Genomic DNA, 15,866 nt, shown 5'->3' with positions numbered 1-15,866 from the left:
AACCTCACACCACCTAAGACCCCGCACCACCCGAGGAGGGCCCGTGTCGGCAGGGCAGATCGCCGCGCTGATCGCCGCAGGAGCTTTCGTACTGCTGGTCTTGCTGCTGGCGATCCCGCTGCTCAAGCTCGGCCGCACGCTGGACGAGGCGACGATCGCGATCCGCAAGGCGCACGAGAACAGCGACCCGATCCTGATCGGGGCCAACGAGACGATCACGCACGTCAACACGCAGCTCGAGCGGGTCGACGGGATCACCTCGAACGCGCAGGCGGTCAGCGGCAACGTCTCGGCGCTCTCGTCGGTCTTCACCGCGACGCTCGGCGGCCCGCTGGTGAAGACCGCCGCGCTTTCCTACGGCATCAGCAAAGCCATCCGCGCGCGCCGCAAGAAGCAGGAAGCCAAGGCCTCGAAGGCGCAGCGCCCGGCCCGCCGGGGGAAGAAGTGAAGCGGCTGTTCTGGCTCGGGGTCGGGGTCGTCGCGGGAGTCGCGCTGAGCCGCAAGGCGAGCGAAACCGCTCGTCAGGCCACGCCTGCCGGGTTAGCATCGAACTTGGGCGACGCCGTGCGGGAACTCGCGGGCGCCGTCGGTTCTTTCGGCGCCGAGGTGCGCGCCGGGATGAACGAACGGGAACAGGAGCTGCACGACATGGTCGAGGAGCGGACCGCCGTCGCGCCGCCTTCGGGCAGGCACGCCGCACGTCGCCCCGCCCGGCGAGCTCGCCGGGCGGAGGGCTGATCTCCGCGCGCCTTCCGCCGCCTCCGACCCCCGTTTCCTTTCCCCGGCCGAAGCCGGGTTCCAGCACAAGGACGTACCCGTGGACACACACGAGATCACCGACCGTTTCCTGCGCCACTTCGAGAGCAGGGGCCACACGCGCGTGCCGAGCGCCCCGCTGATCCTCGACGACCCGAACCTGCTGTTCGTCAACGCGGGCATGGTCCAGTTCAAGCCGTACTTCCTCGGCGAGGCCCCGCCGCCCTACCCGCGCGCGACCTCGGTGCAGAAGTGCGTGCGCACGCCGGACATCGACGAGGTCGGCAAGACCACCCGGCACAACACGTTCTTCCAGATGGCGGGCAACTTCTCGTTCGGCGACTACTTCAAGGAAGGCGCGATCGAGAACGCCTGGGAGCTGATCACCAAGTCCCAGGACGACGGCGGCTTCGGCCTCGACCCGGACCGGATCTGGGCGACCGTCTACGAGAAGGACAGCGAGGCGGCCGGGCTGTGGCGCAAGCTCACCGGCCTGCCCAGCGAGCGGATCCAGGTCCGCGACGGCAAGGACAACTACTGGGACATGGGCGTGCCCGGTCCCGGCGGCCCGTGCTCGGAGATCTACTACGACCGCGGCCCGGCGTACGGCCGCGAGGGCGGCCCGGTCGCCGACGAGGACCGCTACATCGAGATCTGGAACCTCGTCTTCATGCAGGACGTCCGCGGCGACCAGAGCCCGAAGCTGGGCCACCCGCCGATCGGCGAGCTGCCGAAGAAGAACATCGACACCGGCATGGGCGTCGAGCGCGTCGCGACGATCCTGCAGGGCGTCGAGAACGTGTACGAGACCGACCTGGTGCGCCCGGTGATCGGCCGCGCCGAGGAGTTCTCCGGCCGCCGCTACGGCGCCAACCACGCCGACGACGTGCGCTTCCGCGTCATCGCCGACCACGCGCGCACCGGCGTGCTGCTGATCGGCGACGGCGTCACCCCCGGCAACGACGGCCGCGGCTACGTGCTGCGCCGCCTGCTGCGCCGCATCGTGCGCTCCACGCGCCTGCTGGGCGTGCAGGAGCCGGTGCTGCAGGAGTTCGCGAAGGTCGTCAGCCAGACCATGGGCCCGACCTACCCCGAGCTGCTCAGCGGGTTCGACCGGATCTCCGAGGTCGTGCGCGTCGAGGAGGAGGCGTTCCTCGCCACCCTCACCAGCGGTTCGCGCATCTTCGACCTGGCCGCGGCCGAGACGAAGAAGGGCGGCGGCGACGTGCTCGCCGGCGACAAGGCGTTCCAGCTGCACGACACCTACGGCTTCCCGATCGACCTGACGCTGGAGATGGCGTCCGAGCAGGGCCTGACCGTCGACGAGGCCGGGTTCCGCACGCTCATGGAGGAGCAGCGCAAGCGCGCCAAGGCGGACGCGGCGTCGCGCAAGAGCGGCCACGGCGACCTGTCCGAGTACCGCAAGGTGCTGGAGCAGCACGGCGAAACCGAGTTCCTCGGCTACACCGAACTGCAGGCGGACGCGAAGGTCGTCGGCCTGCTCGAGGACGGCCTGCCGGTGCGCAGTGTCGCCGCGGGCCGCAAGGCGGAGCTGGTGCTCGACCGCACCCCGTTCTACGCCGAGAGCGGCGGGCAGATCGCCGACACCGGCGTGCTGGTCGGCGACGGCGTCGAGCTGAAGGTGCTCGACGTGCAGAAGATCGTGCCGGGCCTGTTCGTGCACCGCGTCGAGGTCACCCAGGGCGAGGTCGGGATCGACACCCGGCTCACCGGGTCGGTCGACGCGAACCGCAGGCTCTCGATCGAGCGCTCGCACTCGGCGACGCACCTCGTGCACGCGGCCGTCCGCGGCGCGTACGGCAAGCGCGCGGCGCAGGCCGGTTCGCTCAACGCGCCGGGCCGGATGCGGTTCGACTTCACCACGCCGGGCGCGGTGTCGGCCGACATCCTCACCGAGGTCGAGCAGGAAGTGAACGACTACCTGCAGACCGACGTCGAGGTGCAGAGCTACACCACCACCAAGGACAAGGCGCTCGAGCTGGGCGCGGTCGCGCTGTTCGGCGAGAAGTACGGCAACGACGTCCGCGTCGTCGACATGGGCGAGTACTCCCGCGAGCTGTGCGGCGGCACGCACGTCGGCCGGATCGGCCAGCTGGGCCTGGTCAAGCTGGTGTCGGACGCGTCGGTCGGCTCCGGCGTGCACCGCGTCGAGGCGCTGGTCGGCCCGGACGCGCTCAAGCACGTCCGCAAGGAGCAGCTGCTCGTGTCGCAGCTGGCGAACACGTTCAAGGTGCCGTCGGACGAGCTGCCCGGCCGGATCGAGGACGTGCTGTCCCGGCTGAAGAACGCCGAGAAGGAGATCGAGCAGCTGCGCACGCAGCAGGTGCTCGGCTCGGCCGGCGCGCTGGCGGACAAGGCGCAGGACGTCTCCGGAGTCTCGGTGGTCGCCGAGGTCGTGCCGGACGTCGACGGCAACGGCCTGCGCGCGCTCGCCTCGGACATCCGCGGGCGTCTCGGCGACCGCGCCGGGGTCGTCGCGCTGTTCGCGCCCTCGGGGGAGAAGGTGGCCTTCGTGGTCGCCACGACCTCGGCGGCGCGCGACAAGGGAATCGCGGCGGGCAAGCTCGTGCCGTCGTTCGCCGGGGCGATCGGCGGGCGCGGCGGCGGCAAGCCGGACATGGCCCAGGGCGGCGGCAGCAACCCGGCGGGCGCGGAGCAGGCCGTGACGGCGCTGCGCGCGGCGGTCGCGGACCTTGGCCGCTAACCCCCGGAGAGGCCCGGATCGGCCCGGCGAGTCCGATCCGGGGCGGGGCAGGCGGCTCGCGGTCGATGTCGGGTCTGTCCGGGTGGGGGTCGCGCTCAGCGATCCCGCCCCCGTGCTCGCGAGCCCGCTCGTTACCCTCTCCCGTGATGCGAAGGACGACAGCGATCTGGACCGGCTTGCCGATCTCGTCACCGAACACGAGGTGGTCGAGGTGATCGTGGGCTTGCCGAGGACGCTGGCGAACCGGCAGGGCGCGGCCGCGGACATCGCGCTCGCGTATGCGGACAAGCTCGCCGGGCGCGTGGGGGACGTGCCCGTGCGGCTGGCAGACGAGCGGTTGACGACGGTCACCGCGTCGCGAATGCTGTCCCAGCGGGGGGTCAAGGGACGCAAGCAGCGCGCCGTGGTGGACCAGGCAGCGGCAGTCGAGATCCTGCAAGCCTGGCTCGACGCCGCCGCCGCGCACCGCGCCCGGAAAGGCGACTCATGACCGACCCCCGCGGCCCCGGCAATCCGGGTGGCCGCCGTCGGCTGCGCAACCCCGACAACCCGGACGTGCCGGACCCCGCGGCGGGTACCGGCGCTCCCGGCGGACGGCGCAGGCGACGCGAGCCCGAAGACGAAGCACCTCCTCGCCGCGCGATGCCGGAAGGCATGCCGCCTGGCGAACGACGACGTCCGCGTGGCGACGTGCCTCAGCGTCCTGCGGAAGGACGCCGGCGCGCACCCGAGGGAACCCCTCGCCCCGCCGGCGAACCGCCCCGTCGCGTCGCGCCGGACGCAATGCCTCCGGCCGAACCGCCCCGTGGCCCGGCCGCCGACGCTCCGCCGACCCGGCGGCGCCGTCCGGTCGCGCCGCAGGACCGGCCGAAGCGGTCGACGGAGAACTGGGACTTGCCGCCGCACGCGGCCGACGACCTTCCCCGCGCCCGGCCGCGCCGCATAACTCCGGACGAGGTACCGGTGGCCGGGAACGACCTGCCGCCCGCGGAGGCCGAGCCGCCCGCCGGTCGACGCCGTCGCCGCGAGGACGTTCCGCCGGTCGACGCTCCGGCAGGCCGTCGCCGGCTTGAGGACGCGCCGCCGCCGGTCGATCCTCCGGCTGGCCGTCGCCGTCGGCGCGAGGACATTCCGCCGCCCGTTGATGTCGAGCCGCCGTCCGGCCGTCGTCGCCGGGACGATGTCGAGCTGCCCGCGGAAGCTGCCGCGCCTGGCCGTCGCCGGGCGCCGGAGATGCCGCCGCCCCCTCCGGTCCGGCGCGCTCCCGCTCCGCCGCCGGACGGCTCCATGCCGCCGGATCCCCGGTTCGCCGATGCGTCGATGCCGCCGGACCCGCGGTTCGCCGAGGCCTCGATGCCGCGCGATCCCCGGTTCGCCGATGCGTCGATGCCGCCGGATCCCCGGTTCGCCGAGGCTTCCATGCCGCGCGACCCGCGTTTCGCGGACGCGTCGATGCCGCGCGATCCGCGCAGCCAGCCGCCGCGCCGGCAGCCGGTCGAGCAGCCCACCGAAGTGATCCCGGCCGTGCCCGCCGCGGCGCACGAACCGGAGCACCCGGACGAGCAGCCGATCGACGGCCTCTTCGAGGACGAGTACGACGAATACGGCGAGTACGAGGACTACGACGAGGACTACGACGGCTACGACGAGGACGGCTACCCCGAAGACGGGGCCGAGCCGCCGGTCGACGAGCCGCCCGCGAAGAAGCCCCGCAAGAAGCGCAAGCGCGCGATCGGCTGGATCGCCGCGGTGCTCGTGCTCGTCCTGCTCAGCGGCGGCGCGTATTTCGGGTACCAGAAGATCTTCGGCTACGCGGACTTCGACGGTTCCGGCGAAGGCGACGCGCTCGTGCAGGTCGAACAGGGCGACACGACGTCCGCGATCGGCGCGAAGCTCACCGACGCGGGCGTGGTCGCGAGTTCCCGGGCGTTCGTGAAGGCGGGCGCGGAAAACACCGCGCTGAGCAAGATCCAGCAGGGCTACTACCTGCTGCGCCAGCACATGTCCGGCGAGAACGCGGTCGACCTCATCACCTCGCCTGCCGCGCGCGTCGGGCGGCTGGAAATCCGGCCCTACACCCAGTTCGACGACATCACCCAGCCCGACGGCAAGGTCACGCCGGGCGTGTTCAGCCTGATGTCGAAGGCCTCGTGCGCGACTTTGAACGGCAAGAGCACCTGCATTCCGGTCGACCAGCTGCGCAAGACCGTCGCCGACGCCGACCTCAAGGCGCTCGGCGCGCCGGAGTGGGCGCTGGCCGACGCGGGCAAGGCGCTGAGCAAGGACAAACGGCTCGAAGGCCTGATCGCTCCCGGCGTGTACGACGTCAAACCCGGCTGGAGCGCGACCGAGCTGATCACCGACCTGGTGAAGCAGTCGGCCGATTCGATCCAGGCGGCCGGGCTCACCGCGCAGAACACCGGGCCGGGGAAATCGCCGTACGAGACGCTGATCATCGCGTCGCTCATCGAACGCGAGGCGATCAAGCCGGACTTCGGCAAGATTTCGCGCGTGATCTACAACCGGCTCACGCAGCGCATCCGGCTGCAGCTGGACTCCACGGTCAACTACGTGCTGGACCGCCCGACGCTGCTCACCAAACCCGAGGACCGGGCGAAAGCGGGACCGTACAACACCTACGCCAACTACGGTCTCCCGCCGACGCCGATCGCGGTGCCCAGCATGGACGCGATCAAGGCCGCGGTCAGCCCGACCCCCGGCGACTGGGTGTACTTCGTGAAGTGCGAGAAGGACGGGCATTCCTGCTTCGCGGTCACGAACGACCAGCACAACGCGAACAGGACCCTGGCGGAGCAGCGTGGCGTCATCAAGTGACCGGCCGCGTCGCGCGGCGGTGCTGGGCAAGCCGGTGGCGCATTCGCTGTCGCCGGTGCTGCACCGCGCGGCGTTCGCGGCGCTGGGGCTGGACGGCTGGACCTACGACCGGGTCGAGACCGACGCCGACGAGCTGCCTGGCTTCGTCGACGGGCTCGGTCCCGAGTGGGTCGGCCTTTCGGTCACCATGCCGGGCAAGCGGGCCGCGCTCGACCACGCCGCCGAGGTCACTCCGCGCGCGGCCGCGGTCGGTGCGGCGAACACGCTCGTGCGGCGTCCGGACGGCTGGCTCGCCGACTGCACCGACGTCGACGGAGTGACCGGAGCCCTGCGCTACGCCGGCGGCTACTCGCCGTCCGCGAGCGATCAGGCGGTGGTGCTCGGAGCGGGCGGGACGGCTGCGGCCGCGGTGGTCGGATTGGCCGCGCTCGGCGTCGCGACGGTGCGTTTGGTGGTGCGGGAACCGGCGCGGGCTTCGGAAACCGTGGACGCGGCCAAGCGCGCGGGCCTCGCTGTCGACGTGCTGCGGTGGTCCGATACGGACTTCGCGGAGCTGGCGGACCGCACGGCAGTGCTGGTCAACACGGTGCCGCCGGACGCGGTCGTGCCGCATCTCGCGGAGCTGTCCCGGATCGGCAGCGTGCTCGACGTGATCTACCACCCGTGGCCGACGCCGCTGGCCGAGGCGGTCGAACAGCGCGGCGGACGGATCGCGACCGGGCTCGACATGTTGCTGCACCAGGCATTCGGGCAAGCGGAGCACTTCACCGGGCAACCGGCGCCGCGTGCGGAAATGCGGGCGGCGCTGCGCGAGGCGAGCGGAAACATCCTGCCGCTGCCGATCTCCTGATATCCTGGCGGGCTGCTTTTCAGCCAGCAACAGGGGGAATCACGGTGACCAGGCAACAGTTCGGCGAGAAAGAAATCCAAGCGGCGTGGGTTGGCGAGGCACCTAAACTCGGCACCACCGTCACGCTCGCCGAGTACGACCCGGAATGGCCGCGGCTCTACGAACGCGAGGAACAGCGGATCCGCGCGGCGCTCGGGAATCGCGTGCTCGTGCTCGAACACGTCGGCTCCACCTCGGTGCCGGGGCTCGCCGCCAAACCGATCGTCGACATTCTGCTCGAAGTGCCGGATTCGGACGACGAGGACGCGTACGTCCCCGACCTCGAAGCGGCGGGCTACCGGCTGGTGATCCGCGAGCCGGACTGGGAGAAACACCGCCTGTTCAAGGGTCCGGACACGAACATCAACCTGCACGTCCATTCGCCCGGCAACGGCCAGACCGAGCGCTACCGGCTGTTCCGCGACCGGCTGCGCAGCCATCCGGAGGAACTGGCGCTGTACCTGGCGAAGAAGCGGGAACTCGCCGCGCAGGTCTGGGAGTACGTGCAGAACTACGCCGACGCGAAGAACGATGTGATCGACGAGATCATCGAGCGGGCGCGCAACGCCTGACCCGCGGGTTACGGTGGGCGGCATGAAGATCGCGATCCTCGACGACTACCAGAACGTGGCTCTCCAGTGTGCGGACTGGGAGCCGCTCGGGGCGGAGATCGAGGTGTTCACCGAGCCGTTCGCCGGGCCGGACGAGGTCGTCGCGCGGCTGGCCGGGTTCGACGTCGTGGTCGCGATGCGCGAGCGCACGCCGTTCCCGGCCGCGGTGTTCGACCGGCTGCCGGAGCTGAAACTGCTGGTGAGCACCGGCCGGCGGAACGCGGCGATCGATCTGGACGCGGCGAAGCGCCGCGGTGTCGTGGTGTCCGCGACCGGGGCGCTCGCCGCGCCGACGGTCGAACACGCGTGGGCGCTCATCCTGGCCGGTGCGCGCAATCTGCCGCTCGAGTTCCGTTCGATGCGCGAGGGCGGCTGGCAGGTCGGTCTCGGGATGGCGTTGCGGGACAAGACGCTCGGGCTGCTCGGGCTCGGCAGGCTGGGAGCCGAGGTCGCGCGGATCGGCCAGGCGTTCGGGATGAAACCGATTGCGTGGAGCCAGAACCTCACTCCGGAGCGGGCGGCCGAGCACGGCGTCACGGCAGTGTCCAAAGAGGACCTGTTCGCGCAGTCCGATGTGCTGTCAGTCCACTTGGTCCTGTCCGAGCGCACTCGCGGTTTGGTCGGTGCTGCCGAACTTGCCGCGATGAAGCCGACCGCGCTCCTGGTGAACACCTCGCGGGGGCCGATTGTCGACGAATCGGCACTGGTGGAGGCGTTGCGCGGCAAGGAGATCGCGGCGGCCGCCCTGGACGTCTACGACGTGGAGCCGCTGCCCGCGGATCACCCGCTGCGGACGTTGGACAACGCGATCCTGACGCCGCACATCGGTTACGTGAGCCGGGAAACGTACGAGATCTTCTACGGCGGTGCGGTCGAGGACATCGCCGCGTTCCAAGCGGGCGAGCCGATCAACGTGCTGAACGGCTAGGGGAACGGCCGGACCTCCGGCGGGTAGACCGTCCCGTCCGGAGGCACGGTCAGATCAGTGAAATACCGTGCCATCGCTGCGGAAGCGGCTGTGCTGGGCACGTCGAGCGTGGTGTGTCCGGCACCGTCGACCACGACCACGTGACCGTCGCCGAGTTCCCGTGCGGTGGCCTGGGCGTTGGCGAGCGGGGTGACCGGGTCGTTCCGGTTGGCGAGGATCAGGATCGGATGCTGCCGCGGCCGGTTCCACGGTCCGAGATACCGGTCTTCGTCCCGGGCGGGCCAGCCGACGCACTGCGCCATCGAAAACACTGGCGCGACACCGAAATACGGCTGCCGTTTCGCCTCGTCCGCAGCGAGTTGGGCGTACTTGGCGGTGTCCTGCGGCAGTTCGCTGTCCAGGCACTGCACCGCCAGGAACCCGGGCGAATGCGTCGGCACGCGCGGATCCAGCACGGGCACGGGAGAGACTGGCGACGACGGCACGAGCGCGGCGAGCGTCTTCGCCAGCCGCGGCCACCGGGACGACTGATACAGCGCCCGGTCGATTGTTTCCATCAGCGACGCCACCGTCATGCCGCCGACCGGACCGTGCGTCAGACGGGCGAACACCGCGGCGAATTTCTGCTTCAGGTCACCTCCGGCGAACGCGCATTTGCCCGGGCCTGCCGCGTTGCAGGCAGCGAAGAACGCTTCGAGTTCCTGTTGCTGGGCAGTCGCGACGTCGGCGCGCACGTCGACCGGTTTGTGCTGCTGACCCGGCTGTCCGGTGGAGTTGGCGACGAGGTCGAGCGTTCCGTCGAGGACCATCGCGCGCAGCTTGCCGGGGAACAGGTTCGCGTAGGTGCCGCCGAGATACGTGCCGTAGGAATAGCCGTAGAAGTTCAGCTGCTGCTCGCCCAGTGCCTGCCTCAGCAAATCCATGTCCCGCGCGACATTCGCCGTCGACAGGTGCGACAGCTCCGCACCGGTGCCCGCTGCGCACGCCTTGCCGACGGCCGCGCTGGCGGTCCAGAACGCCGCGCTGTCCCGCAGCGGCGAACCGGCCGCGGGCGGCGTCCCCGGGCACTGCACCGGGGCGCTGCCGCCGATTCCGCGCGGATCGAAGCTCACCAGGTCGAACTTGGCCCGCAGCTCTTCGGGATATCGCGGGCCGAACCGCATCAGCTCGCCGACGCCGTCAGTGCCCGGCCCGCCGAAATTGATCATCAGCGACCCGACGCGATGCGCGGGATCGGTGGCGGGCATGCGGATCACCGAGAGATTCAGCTTCGCGCCGCCTGGTTCGCGGTAGCTCAACGGAACCGGTGCCGACGCGCACTGGAAACCGCCGTGACACGGTGCCCAGTCGAGTTTCGGTGCCGCGGCACCGTTGGTGCCCAACGGAAGCGGCGCGTCCGGGGCGGGCAATGCTTGGGGCGCTTGGGTTTGCGCGGCCGGCGCGGAACAACCCGCGACGAGCAGCAGAGCGGCCAGCGCCCACCGGAGTCTCACGCGGAGAGTTCCGCCAGCACGGCGTCAGTGAACGGCGGCCACACTTGCGCCGCCCACGGCCCGAACGAACGGTCGGCGAGCGCGACGCAGGCGTGTCCCGCTTCCGGGTCCACCCACAGGAAGGTGCCGGACTGCCCGAAGTGACCGAACGTGCGCGGCGAGCTGTTCGCGCCGGTCCAATGCGGGCTCTTGTGGTCGCGCAACTCGAAGCCGAGGCCCCAGTCGTTCGGCTTCTGGTGCCCGAAGCCGGGCAGCACGCCGTTCAGGCCGGGGAACGCGATTTCCGTGGCCGCGCTGAGGGTTTCCGGCGCGAGCAGCTTGGGTGCCTGCAGTTCCGCGGCGAACCGGAGCAGATCGTCCAATGTGGACACAGCGCCGGCGGCGGGGGAGCCGTCCAGCCGGGTCGACGTCATGCCCAGCGGTTCGAAAAGCGCTTCCCGCTGGTACTCGGCGAAGGCGATGCCGGAGTGCTCGGCCAGCGCGTCGGCGAGTTCCTCGAACCCGGCGTTGGAGTACAGCCTGCGCGTGCCCGGCTCGGCCATCGCCTTGTGCGCGTCGAAGGCGAGCCCGGAGGTGTGCGCGAGCAGATGCGCGATGGTGGAGCCTTCCGGCCCGGCAGGCGTGTCGAGTTCGACGACGCCCTCTTCGATCGCGATGTGCGCGGCGTAGGCGGTGAGCAGTTTGGTGACCGACGCGAGCCGGAACGGGCGGGCCGGGTCGCCGTGGCGTCCGCGCACCTCGCCGGAAGCGGAGACCGCCCCGGCCGCGGCGTTGTCCACTGGCCACTCGTCGATCAGGCGCAGACTCTCCATGCCCGCCAGCGTAATAGGACCCGCCGCCGGGCTGTTCCGCAGTGCCCTGACGCGAACGAACCGTGCGGGGCTCCGGAAGTCCGGGAGCCCCGCACGGTTCGTGTTTTCCCCGTGGAGCGGTATCGCTACTGAGCGTCGAGATCGGTGGCGACCAGCTCGGCGACGGCCTCGACCGCCGCCTCGGCACCGTCTCCCTCGGCGCTGATGACGACCTCGTCGCCGTACGCGGCGGCGAGGGTCATCAGGTTGAGGACGCTGCCGGCGGCCACCGGGTCGCCGCCGTCCTTGGCGATCTGGACCGCGACGGGCTGGGCCGCGGCCGCCTTGGCGACCAGTGCGGCCGGCCGGGCGTGCAGCCCCACCTTGCTGGCCACGGTGACGCGTTTCTCCGGCATGGTGTACCTCTCTTGCTTTTCTCGGGTGTTACTTCGCGGCCGTGCGCTCGAGGTCGCCCTCGATCGAGTCGTCCTCGCGGCCCGGCGTGCGCAGGTTGAACTTGGTGATCACGACGCGGAACACGACGTAGTAGATCACGGCGAACACGAGCCCGATCGGGATCAGCAGCCACGCCTTGTGCGCGGTGTCCAGCGACGAGTTCAGCGCGAAGTCGATCGCGCCGCCGGAGAACGAGAAGCCGAGGTGGATGCCCAGCGCGTTGCAGACCGCGAGCGAGACGCCGGTCATCACCGCGTGGAAGATGTACAGCGGCCACGCGACGAACATGAACGCGAACTCGATCGGCTCGGTGACGCCGGTGATGAAGGCGGTGAGCGCGGCCGAGATCATGATGCTGCCGACGAGCTTGCGCTGGCCGGGACGCGCGGTGTGCACGATCGCGAACGCCGCCGCCGGGAGGGCGAACATCATGATCGGGAAGAACCCGGTCATGAACGCGCCGGAGCCCTGCACGTGGTGGAAGAAGTTGGTGAGGTCGCCGCCGCCGAAGATGAACCACACCGGCACGTTCAGCAGCTGGTGCAGGCCGATCGGGATGAGCAGGCGGTTGAGCAGGCCGTAGATGCCGCCGCCGAGGACCGGCGAGCCGACGACGGCCTCGCCCGCCGAGGTGATGCCCTGGTCGACGTACTTGAAGAGCAGGCCGAAGATCACGCCGAGCACGATCATCGCCAGCGCGGTGATGATCGGCACGAACCGGCGGCCGCCGAAGAAGGCCAGCCAGGACGGCAGCTTGATCCGGTGGTAGCGCTGCCACAGCAGGGCCGCCACGATGCCGGACACGATGCCGGTCAGCACGCTGTAGGGCCAGTGGATCGGCGCGAGGTCCCAGCCGGGCTTGTAGCCCTGCTGGCTCTTGATCGGGGCGATCGCCTGGATCACCTTGTTGAACACGACCCAGCCGATGACGGCCGCGACGGCGGTCGACCCGTCGCCCTTGCGGGCGAAGCCGACCGCGATGCCGATCGCGAAGATCAGCGGCAGCCAGTCGAAGATGCCGCCGCCCGCCGCGCCGATCACGTCGGCGGCCTTGCCCCAGTTCAGGCCGTCCTTGCCGAGGACGTCGTCCTGGCCGAGCCGGTTCAGCAGACCGGCCGCGGGCAGCGTGGCGATCGGCAGCATGAGGCTGCGGCCGAAGCGCTGCAGCCCGGCAAGGCCGCCGCCCTTCTTCTTCCCGCTGGCCCCAGCCGCGGTGGTGGCGCTCATCGGATACCTCCATTGTGGGGTTGGTCGCCGGAACCCGGGGAGTTCCGGTCCAGCTGCATGGTCACCTGGTAGTGGTCGCCCCGGTACCAGGACGTCATGTCCTCGACCGGTTCGCCGCCGGAGCTGGAAACCCGGCGGAACACCAGGAGCGGACTGCCGGTGCGCATGCCGAGCAGGCGCGCCGTTTCGCGGTCCGCGGATTCGGCCCACACCGTCTGGTACGCCTGGTCCGGCCGGAGCGAGAACGCGTCGGCCAGCTGGGCGTACAGCGAACGGGTCAGGTCGAGGTCGAGCAGGCCGGGAGTCCGGCCCGCGTGGTACCAGCCGCGCTCCACGGCCAGCGGGACGCCGTCGGCGCGCCGCAGCCGCACGAGCCGGTGCGCCGCCACGCCCTCGGCGAGGCCGAGCGCGTGCGCCGAAGTCACCGGCGGGACCTCGGTCGAGGTCGAGATCACTTCGGTGGTCGGGGTGAGCCCGCGCCGGCGCATGTCGTCGGTGAACGACATCAGGTACACCTGCAGTTCCATCCGCCGGGCGGCGGTGAAGGTGCCCTTGCCCCTGACCCGGGCCAGCAGTCCTTCCTCGACGAGCTTCCCGATCGCCGAGCGGACGGTGAGCCTCGAAACGCCGTAGTGCTGCGCGAGCTCTCGCTCGGACGGGATCGGCGAGCCCGGCGGGAGCTCGCGCTCCACCAGGCGGCGCAGGATCTCCCGCAGCTGGGCGTGCTTCGGGGTCGGCCCGTTGACGACGCGGTCGGCGGGGTCGGACGGCGGAATGTGCGCGGCCGCACTCATCTCGGTGTCACCCTCCCTCGCTTCTCGCGCACCGGGGCCGGTGCTCGCGTCCGCGCCGGAAGATTGGTACGTTCCGGTCTAGACCAATGATCTGATGGGGCAGGATGCTCCGCAGCGCGAGCAGGTGTCAACCACCGTTATCCGTTCGTGGCCGGGCTCGCTCGGCAACGTGGCAAACGGCGTAGTAATGGTGGCGGAGCGCACCTGTTCCAGGTGGAAAACCAACGGGATACGAGGAGGCCGCGATGGCGGATGACAGGCCGGAAAAGATTCTCGCGGCGCTCGGCGGCGCGGACAATCTCGTCGAGATCGAGGGCTGCATCACGCGGCTGCGGTGCGAGATCGAGGACATGTCCCTGGTGGACGAAGCCGCGCTGAAGTCGGCCGGCGCGATGGGCGTCGTGAAGATGGGCTCGGCGGTCCAGGTCATCGTCGGCCCGGAGGCGGACACCATCGCCAGCGACATCGAGGACTTGATGTGAGCCTGCCGATCCTGAGCCCGGTCGCCGGCGAGGTCGTCGCGATCACCGAGGTGCCGGACCCGGTGTTCGCCGAGGCGATGGTCGGCCCCGGCATCGCGGTGAAGCCGTCCGGCGGCCGCGCCGACGCGGTCGCCCCGGTCGACGGGACCGTGGTGACGCTGCACCCGCACGCGTACGTCGTGGCCACTGAGGACGGCCGCGCGGTGCTCGTGCACCTCGGCATCGACACGGTCAAGGAAAAGGGCGAGGGGTTCACCCTGCACGTCGTCAAGGGCGAGAAGGTGCGGGCGGGCCAGCCGATCGTGGGCTGGGACCCGGAGGCGGTCGCCGCCAAGGGCTACTCGCCGATCGTCCCGGTCGTCGGGCTCGACGCGTCCGCCGACGTCCTCGCCGGCCTCGAGGGCGGCCGCACGGTCGCCGCCGGGGACGAGCTTTTCACCTGGAACGATTGAGCCGAACGCCCTTTGTGGACGGTGAGCGTCCACAAAGGGCGATTCCGGTCATGCGGAGACGATGTCCCCGTTCTGGATCTTCACCGGCACTGCGGCCAGTGGCATGCTCGCCGGTCCCTGCTTCACCGCGCCGGTCAACGCGTCGAATACCGAACCGTGGCAAGGGCAGCGCACCTGGCCGTTCTGCGGCGGGTTCACTTCGCAGCCTTGATGCGTGCAGACGGCGCTGAAACAGACGACCTTCCCCGCCGTCGGCTGCGCGACGACCACGTTGTCGCCGTTCATCAGCTTCGCGTATTTCGCTTGTCCCACCGGCACTTCCGCCAGTGCGATCACCTTCCCGCCCGGCTTCGGCGGGGCCGACTTGGGCTCTTGGCCCCCGGCCCCGCACGCGGCGAGGGTGACGGTGCCCGCGACGGTCGCCCCGCAGGCGAGGGCGGCGCGGCGGGAGTGCAGTTCGGCAGTCATGCCCAGTGCAACGAACCGCGGCGGTCCGAGTTGCCCGTGAACCGCCGCGGCCTTCCGTGCGTGTAGTCCGTATCCGGCTTTCCGCACGGAAGGAGACGCCCATGCTGACGACCTGGACGCGCGCACTCGGCGCGGCTGGCCTGGCGGGCTCGGCGGCGATCCACTTCTATCTGTATTGGGGCAGCGGCTACGCGGACATCCCGGTGGTGGGGCCGCTTTTCCTGGTGAACGGCGTCGCTGGCGTGGTGATCGCGATCGCGCTGCTCGCCTGGCGGCATTGGCTGCCAGCGTTCTTCACGCTGGGCTTCGGCGGCGTGACACTGCTGGCGTACCTGCTGTCGGTGACGGTCGGCTTCTACGGCGTGCGCGACCAGTTCAACAGCCAGTACGAGTACTGGGGCGTGATCACCGAAGCGGTGTGCGTGGTCTGCGGTCTGGTGCTGCTGGTGCGGGAGGTCCGCGGACGGGTCAGAACGCGTAGCGGTGCACTTTCTCCGGGTGAATGACGATCCGGACCTGCGGCAGCTCTTCGAGGATCTTGAGCCCGGCCGTGCCCTCGTCGGTGCTGAGGTCCCAGTACCGGGCGGCGAGCCTGCGGGCGAGGTCGTGCCCGCCGTCGGCCTCGATCGTGACGCGCCCGGCGACGGACACCCAGCGCTCCGGTTCCCCGACCGGAGCCGCGACGACGATCGATGCGCGCGGATCCTCGCGCAGCTGGCGGATCTTCGCCGAGTCCGGCGCGGTGAACAGCTGGATCGTCCCGTCGTCGGCGGCCTCGAACCACACCGGCCGGGGCTGCGGCGGCCGCGGTCCGGCGGCGACGGTCAGGAAGCCGTGCAGGGGACGGCGGAGGAACTCGAGATCATGGTCGGTCAGCGTGCTCATGGCTGGGATTTAACCGGGCTTTCTCGGACGATCCCATAGGCGATACGCCGGATTGCCTGTCCATTCGTCTAACC

Annotated in this window: 17 protein-coding genes and 1 pseudogene; 11 read left to right on the top strand and 7 right to left on the bottom strand. The window is 70.6% G+C overall.

Features of this window, described 5'->3' with window-relative positions; all coding sequences use genetic code 11:
• Positions 1-43 precede the first annotated feature (43 nt).
• The 8 genes and pseudogenes from FKO37_RS36465 to FKO37_RS36430 all read left to right on the top strand — a co-directional run bounded on the left by FKO37_RS36465 (position 44) and on the right by FKO37_RS36430 (position 8,744).
• Entirely contained in the window at positions 44-448 is a 405-nt protein-coding gene (locus FKO37_RS36465; RefSeq protein ID WP_037818980.1) for a DUF948 domain-containing protein, read from the top strand.
• Entirely contained in the window at positions 445-738 is a 294-nt protein-coding gene (locus tag FKO37_RS36460) for a hypothetical protein (RefSeq protein ID WP_037818978.1), read from the top strand. Before FKO37_RS36465 ends, FKO37_RS36460 begins: the two co-directional genes overlap by 4 nt.
• A 79-nt stretch (positions 739-817) precedes the next feature.
• Positions 818-3,481 carry an alanine--tRNA ligase gene (gene alaS, locus FKO37_RS36455; RefSeq protein ID WP_238607458.1) on the top strand — a complete coding sequence of 888 codons (2,664 nt, stop codon included), beginning with the start codon at positions 818-820 and terminating at the stop codon, positions 3,479-3,481.
• Positions 3,471-3,971 (top strand): Holliday junction resolvase RuvX, encoded by a 501-nt coding sequence (ruvX, locus tag FKO37_RS36450; protein WP_037818975.1) that lies wholly within the window; start codon positions 3,471-3,473, stop codon positions 3,969-3,971. The genes alaS and ruvX overlap by 11 nt, the downstream gene beginning before the upstream one ends.
• Entirely contained in the window at positions 3,968-6,316 is a 2,349-nt protein-coding gene (mltG, locus tag FKO37_RS36445) for an endolytic transglycosylase MltG (protein ID WP_304512211.1), read from the top strand. Before ruvX ends, mltG begins: the two co-directional genes overlap by 4 nt.
• The gene (locus tag FKO37_RS36440; protein WP_308196566.1) at positions 6,300-7,166 is read left to right on the top strand and encodes a shikimate dehydrogenase; all 867 of its coding nucleotides are present in this window, start codon (positions 6,300-6,302) and stop codon (positions 7,164-7,166) included. Before mltG ends, FKO37_RS36440 begins: the two co-directional genes overlap by 17 nt.
• A 44-nt stretch (positions 7,167-7,210) precedes the next feature.
• Positions 7,211-7,774: pseudogene (locus FKO37_RS36435) on the top strand (GrpB family protein); the annotation flags it as partial.
• Between the two features lie 25 nt (positions 7,775-7,799).
• Positions 7,800-8,744: a D-2-hydroxyacid dehydrogenase family protein gene (locus FKO37_RS36430; protein ID WP_238607456.1), complete on the top strand. Its 945-nt coding sequence runs from the start codon at positions 7,800-7,802 to the stop codon at positions 8,742-8,744.
• On the opposite strand, the gene FKO37_RS36425 is transcribed toward FKO37_RS36430, so the two are convergent.
• The 5 genes from FKO37_RS36425 to FKO37_RS36405 form a co-directional block, all read right to left on the bottom strand.
• A complete protein-coding gene (locus FKO37_RS36425; protein ID WP_238607455.1) occupies positions 8,741-10,237 on the bottom strand; it encodes an alpha/beta hydrolase in 1,497 nt (498 codons plus the stop codon). The genes FKO37_RS36430 and FKO37_RS36425 overlap by 4 nt on opposite strands.
• A complete protein-coding gene (locus FKO37_RS36420) occupies positions 10,234-11,049 on the bottom strand; it encodes a serine hydrolase (RefSeq protein ID WP_238607454.1) in 816 nt (271 codons plus the stop codon). The genes FKO37_RS36425 and FKO37_RS36420 overlap by 4 nt, the downstream gene beginning before the upstream one ends.
• 125 nt (positions 11,050-11,174) lie before the next feature.
• A complete protein-coding gene (locus FKO37_RS36415) occupies positions 11,175-11,444 on the bottom strand; it encodes an HPr family phosphocarrier protein (protein WP_037818967.1) in 270 nt (89 codons plus the stop codon).
• 28 nt (positions 11,445-11,472) lie between these two features.
• Positions 11,473-12,711, bottom strand: a complete 1,239-nt coding sequence (locus tag FKO37_RS36410; RefSeq protein ID WP_238607453.1) for a PTS transporter subunit EIIC — start codon at positions 12,709-12,711, stop codon at positions 11,473-11,475.
• Positions 12,708-13,505 carry a GntR family transcriptional regulator gene (locus FKO37_RS36405; RefSeq protein WP_037818964.1) on the bottom strand — a complete coding sequence of 266 codons (798 nt, stop codon included), beginning with the start codon at positions 13,503-13,505 and terminating at the stop codon, positions 12,708-12,710. The genes FKO37_RS36410 and FKO37_RS36405 overlap by 4 nt, the downstream gene beginning before the upstream one ends.
• Positions 13,506-13,750: 245 nt before the next feature.
• Between FKO37_RS36405 and FKO37_RS36400 the strand changes: the two genes are divergently transcribed.
• Complete coding sequence (locus FKO37_RS36400; RefSeq protein ID WP_037818963.1) at positions 13,751-13,987, top strand: glucose PTS transporter subunit EIIB; 237 nt, start codon at positions 13,751-13,753, stop codon at positions 13,985-13,987.
• Positions 13,984-14,439, top strand: coding sequence for a PTS glucose transporter subunit IIA (locus FKO37_RS36395; RefSeq protein WP_037818962.1), 456 nt, complete (start codon positions 13,984-13,986; stop codon positions 14,437-14,439). Before FKO37_RS36400 ends, FKO37_RS36395 begins: the two co-directional genes overlap by 4 nt.
• 48 nt (positions 14,440-14,487) lie before the next feature.
• Here the strand turns inward: FKO37_RS36395 and FKO37_RS36390 are convergent, their stop codons facing one another.
• Complete coding sequence (locus FKO37_RS36390; protein WP_238607452.1) at positions 14,488-14,907, bottom strand: Rieske (2Fe-2S) protein; 420 nt, start codon at positions 14,905-14,907, stop codon at positions 14,488-14,490.
• A gap of 101 nt (positions 14,908-15,008) precedes the next feature.
• Here FKO37_RS36390 and FKO37_RS36385 point away from each other — a divergent pair, with 101 nt between their 5' ends.
• A complete protein-coding gene (locus tag FKO37_RS36385) occupies positions 15,009-15,413 on the top strand; it encodes a hypothetical protein (RefSeq protein WP_238607451.1) in 405 nt (134 codons plus the stop codon).
• Here the strand turns inward: FKO37_RS36385 and FKO37_RS36380 are convergent.
• Positions 15,376-15,792, bottom strand: a complete 417-nt coding sequence (locus FKO37_RS36380; RefSeq protein WP_238607450.1) for a pyridoxamine 5'-phosphate oxidase family protein — start codon at positions 15,790-15,792, stop codon at positions 15,376-15,378. The two genes, FKO37_RS36385 and FKO37_RS36380, sit on opposite strands and share 38 nt — an antisense overlap.
• Positions 15,793-15,866: the final 74 nt, after the last annotated feature.

This window comes from Amycolatopsis sp. Poz14, from assembly GCF_006704225.1.
In the GTDB taxonomy this organism is placed as follows: Bacteria; Actinomycetota; Actinomycetes; order Mycobacteriales; family Pseudonocardiaceae; genus Amycolatopsis; species Amycolatopsis nivea.
Note: the sequence above shows the minus strand (reverse complement) of the source record. Positions and strands in the feature narration are given on the sequence as shown.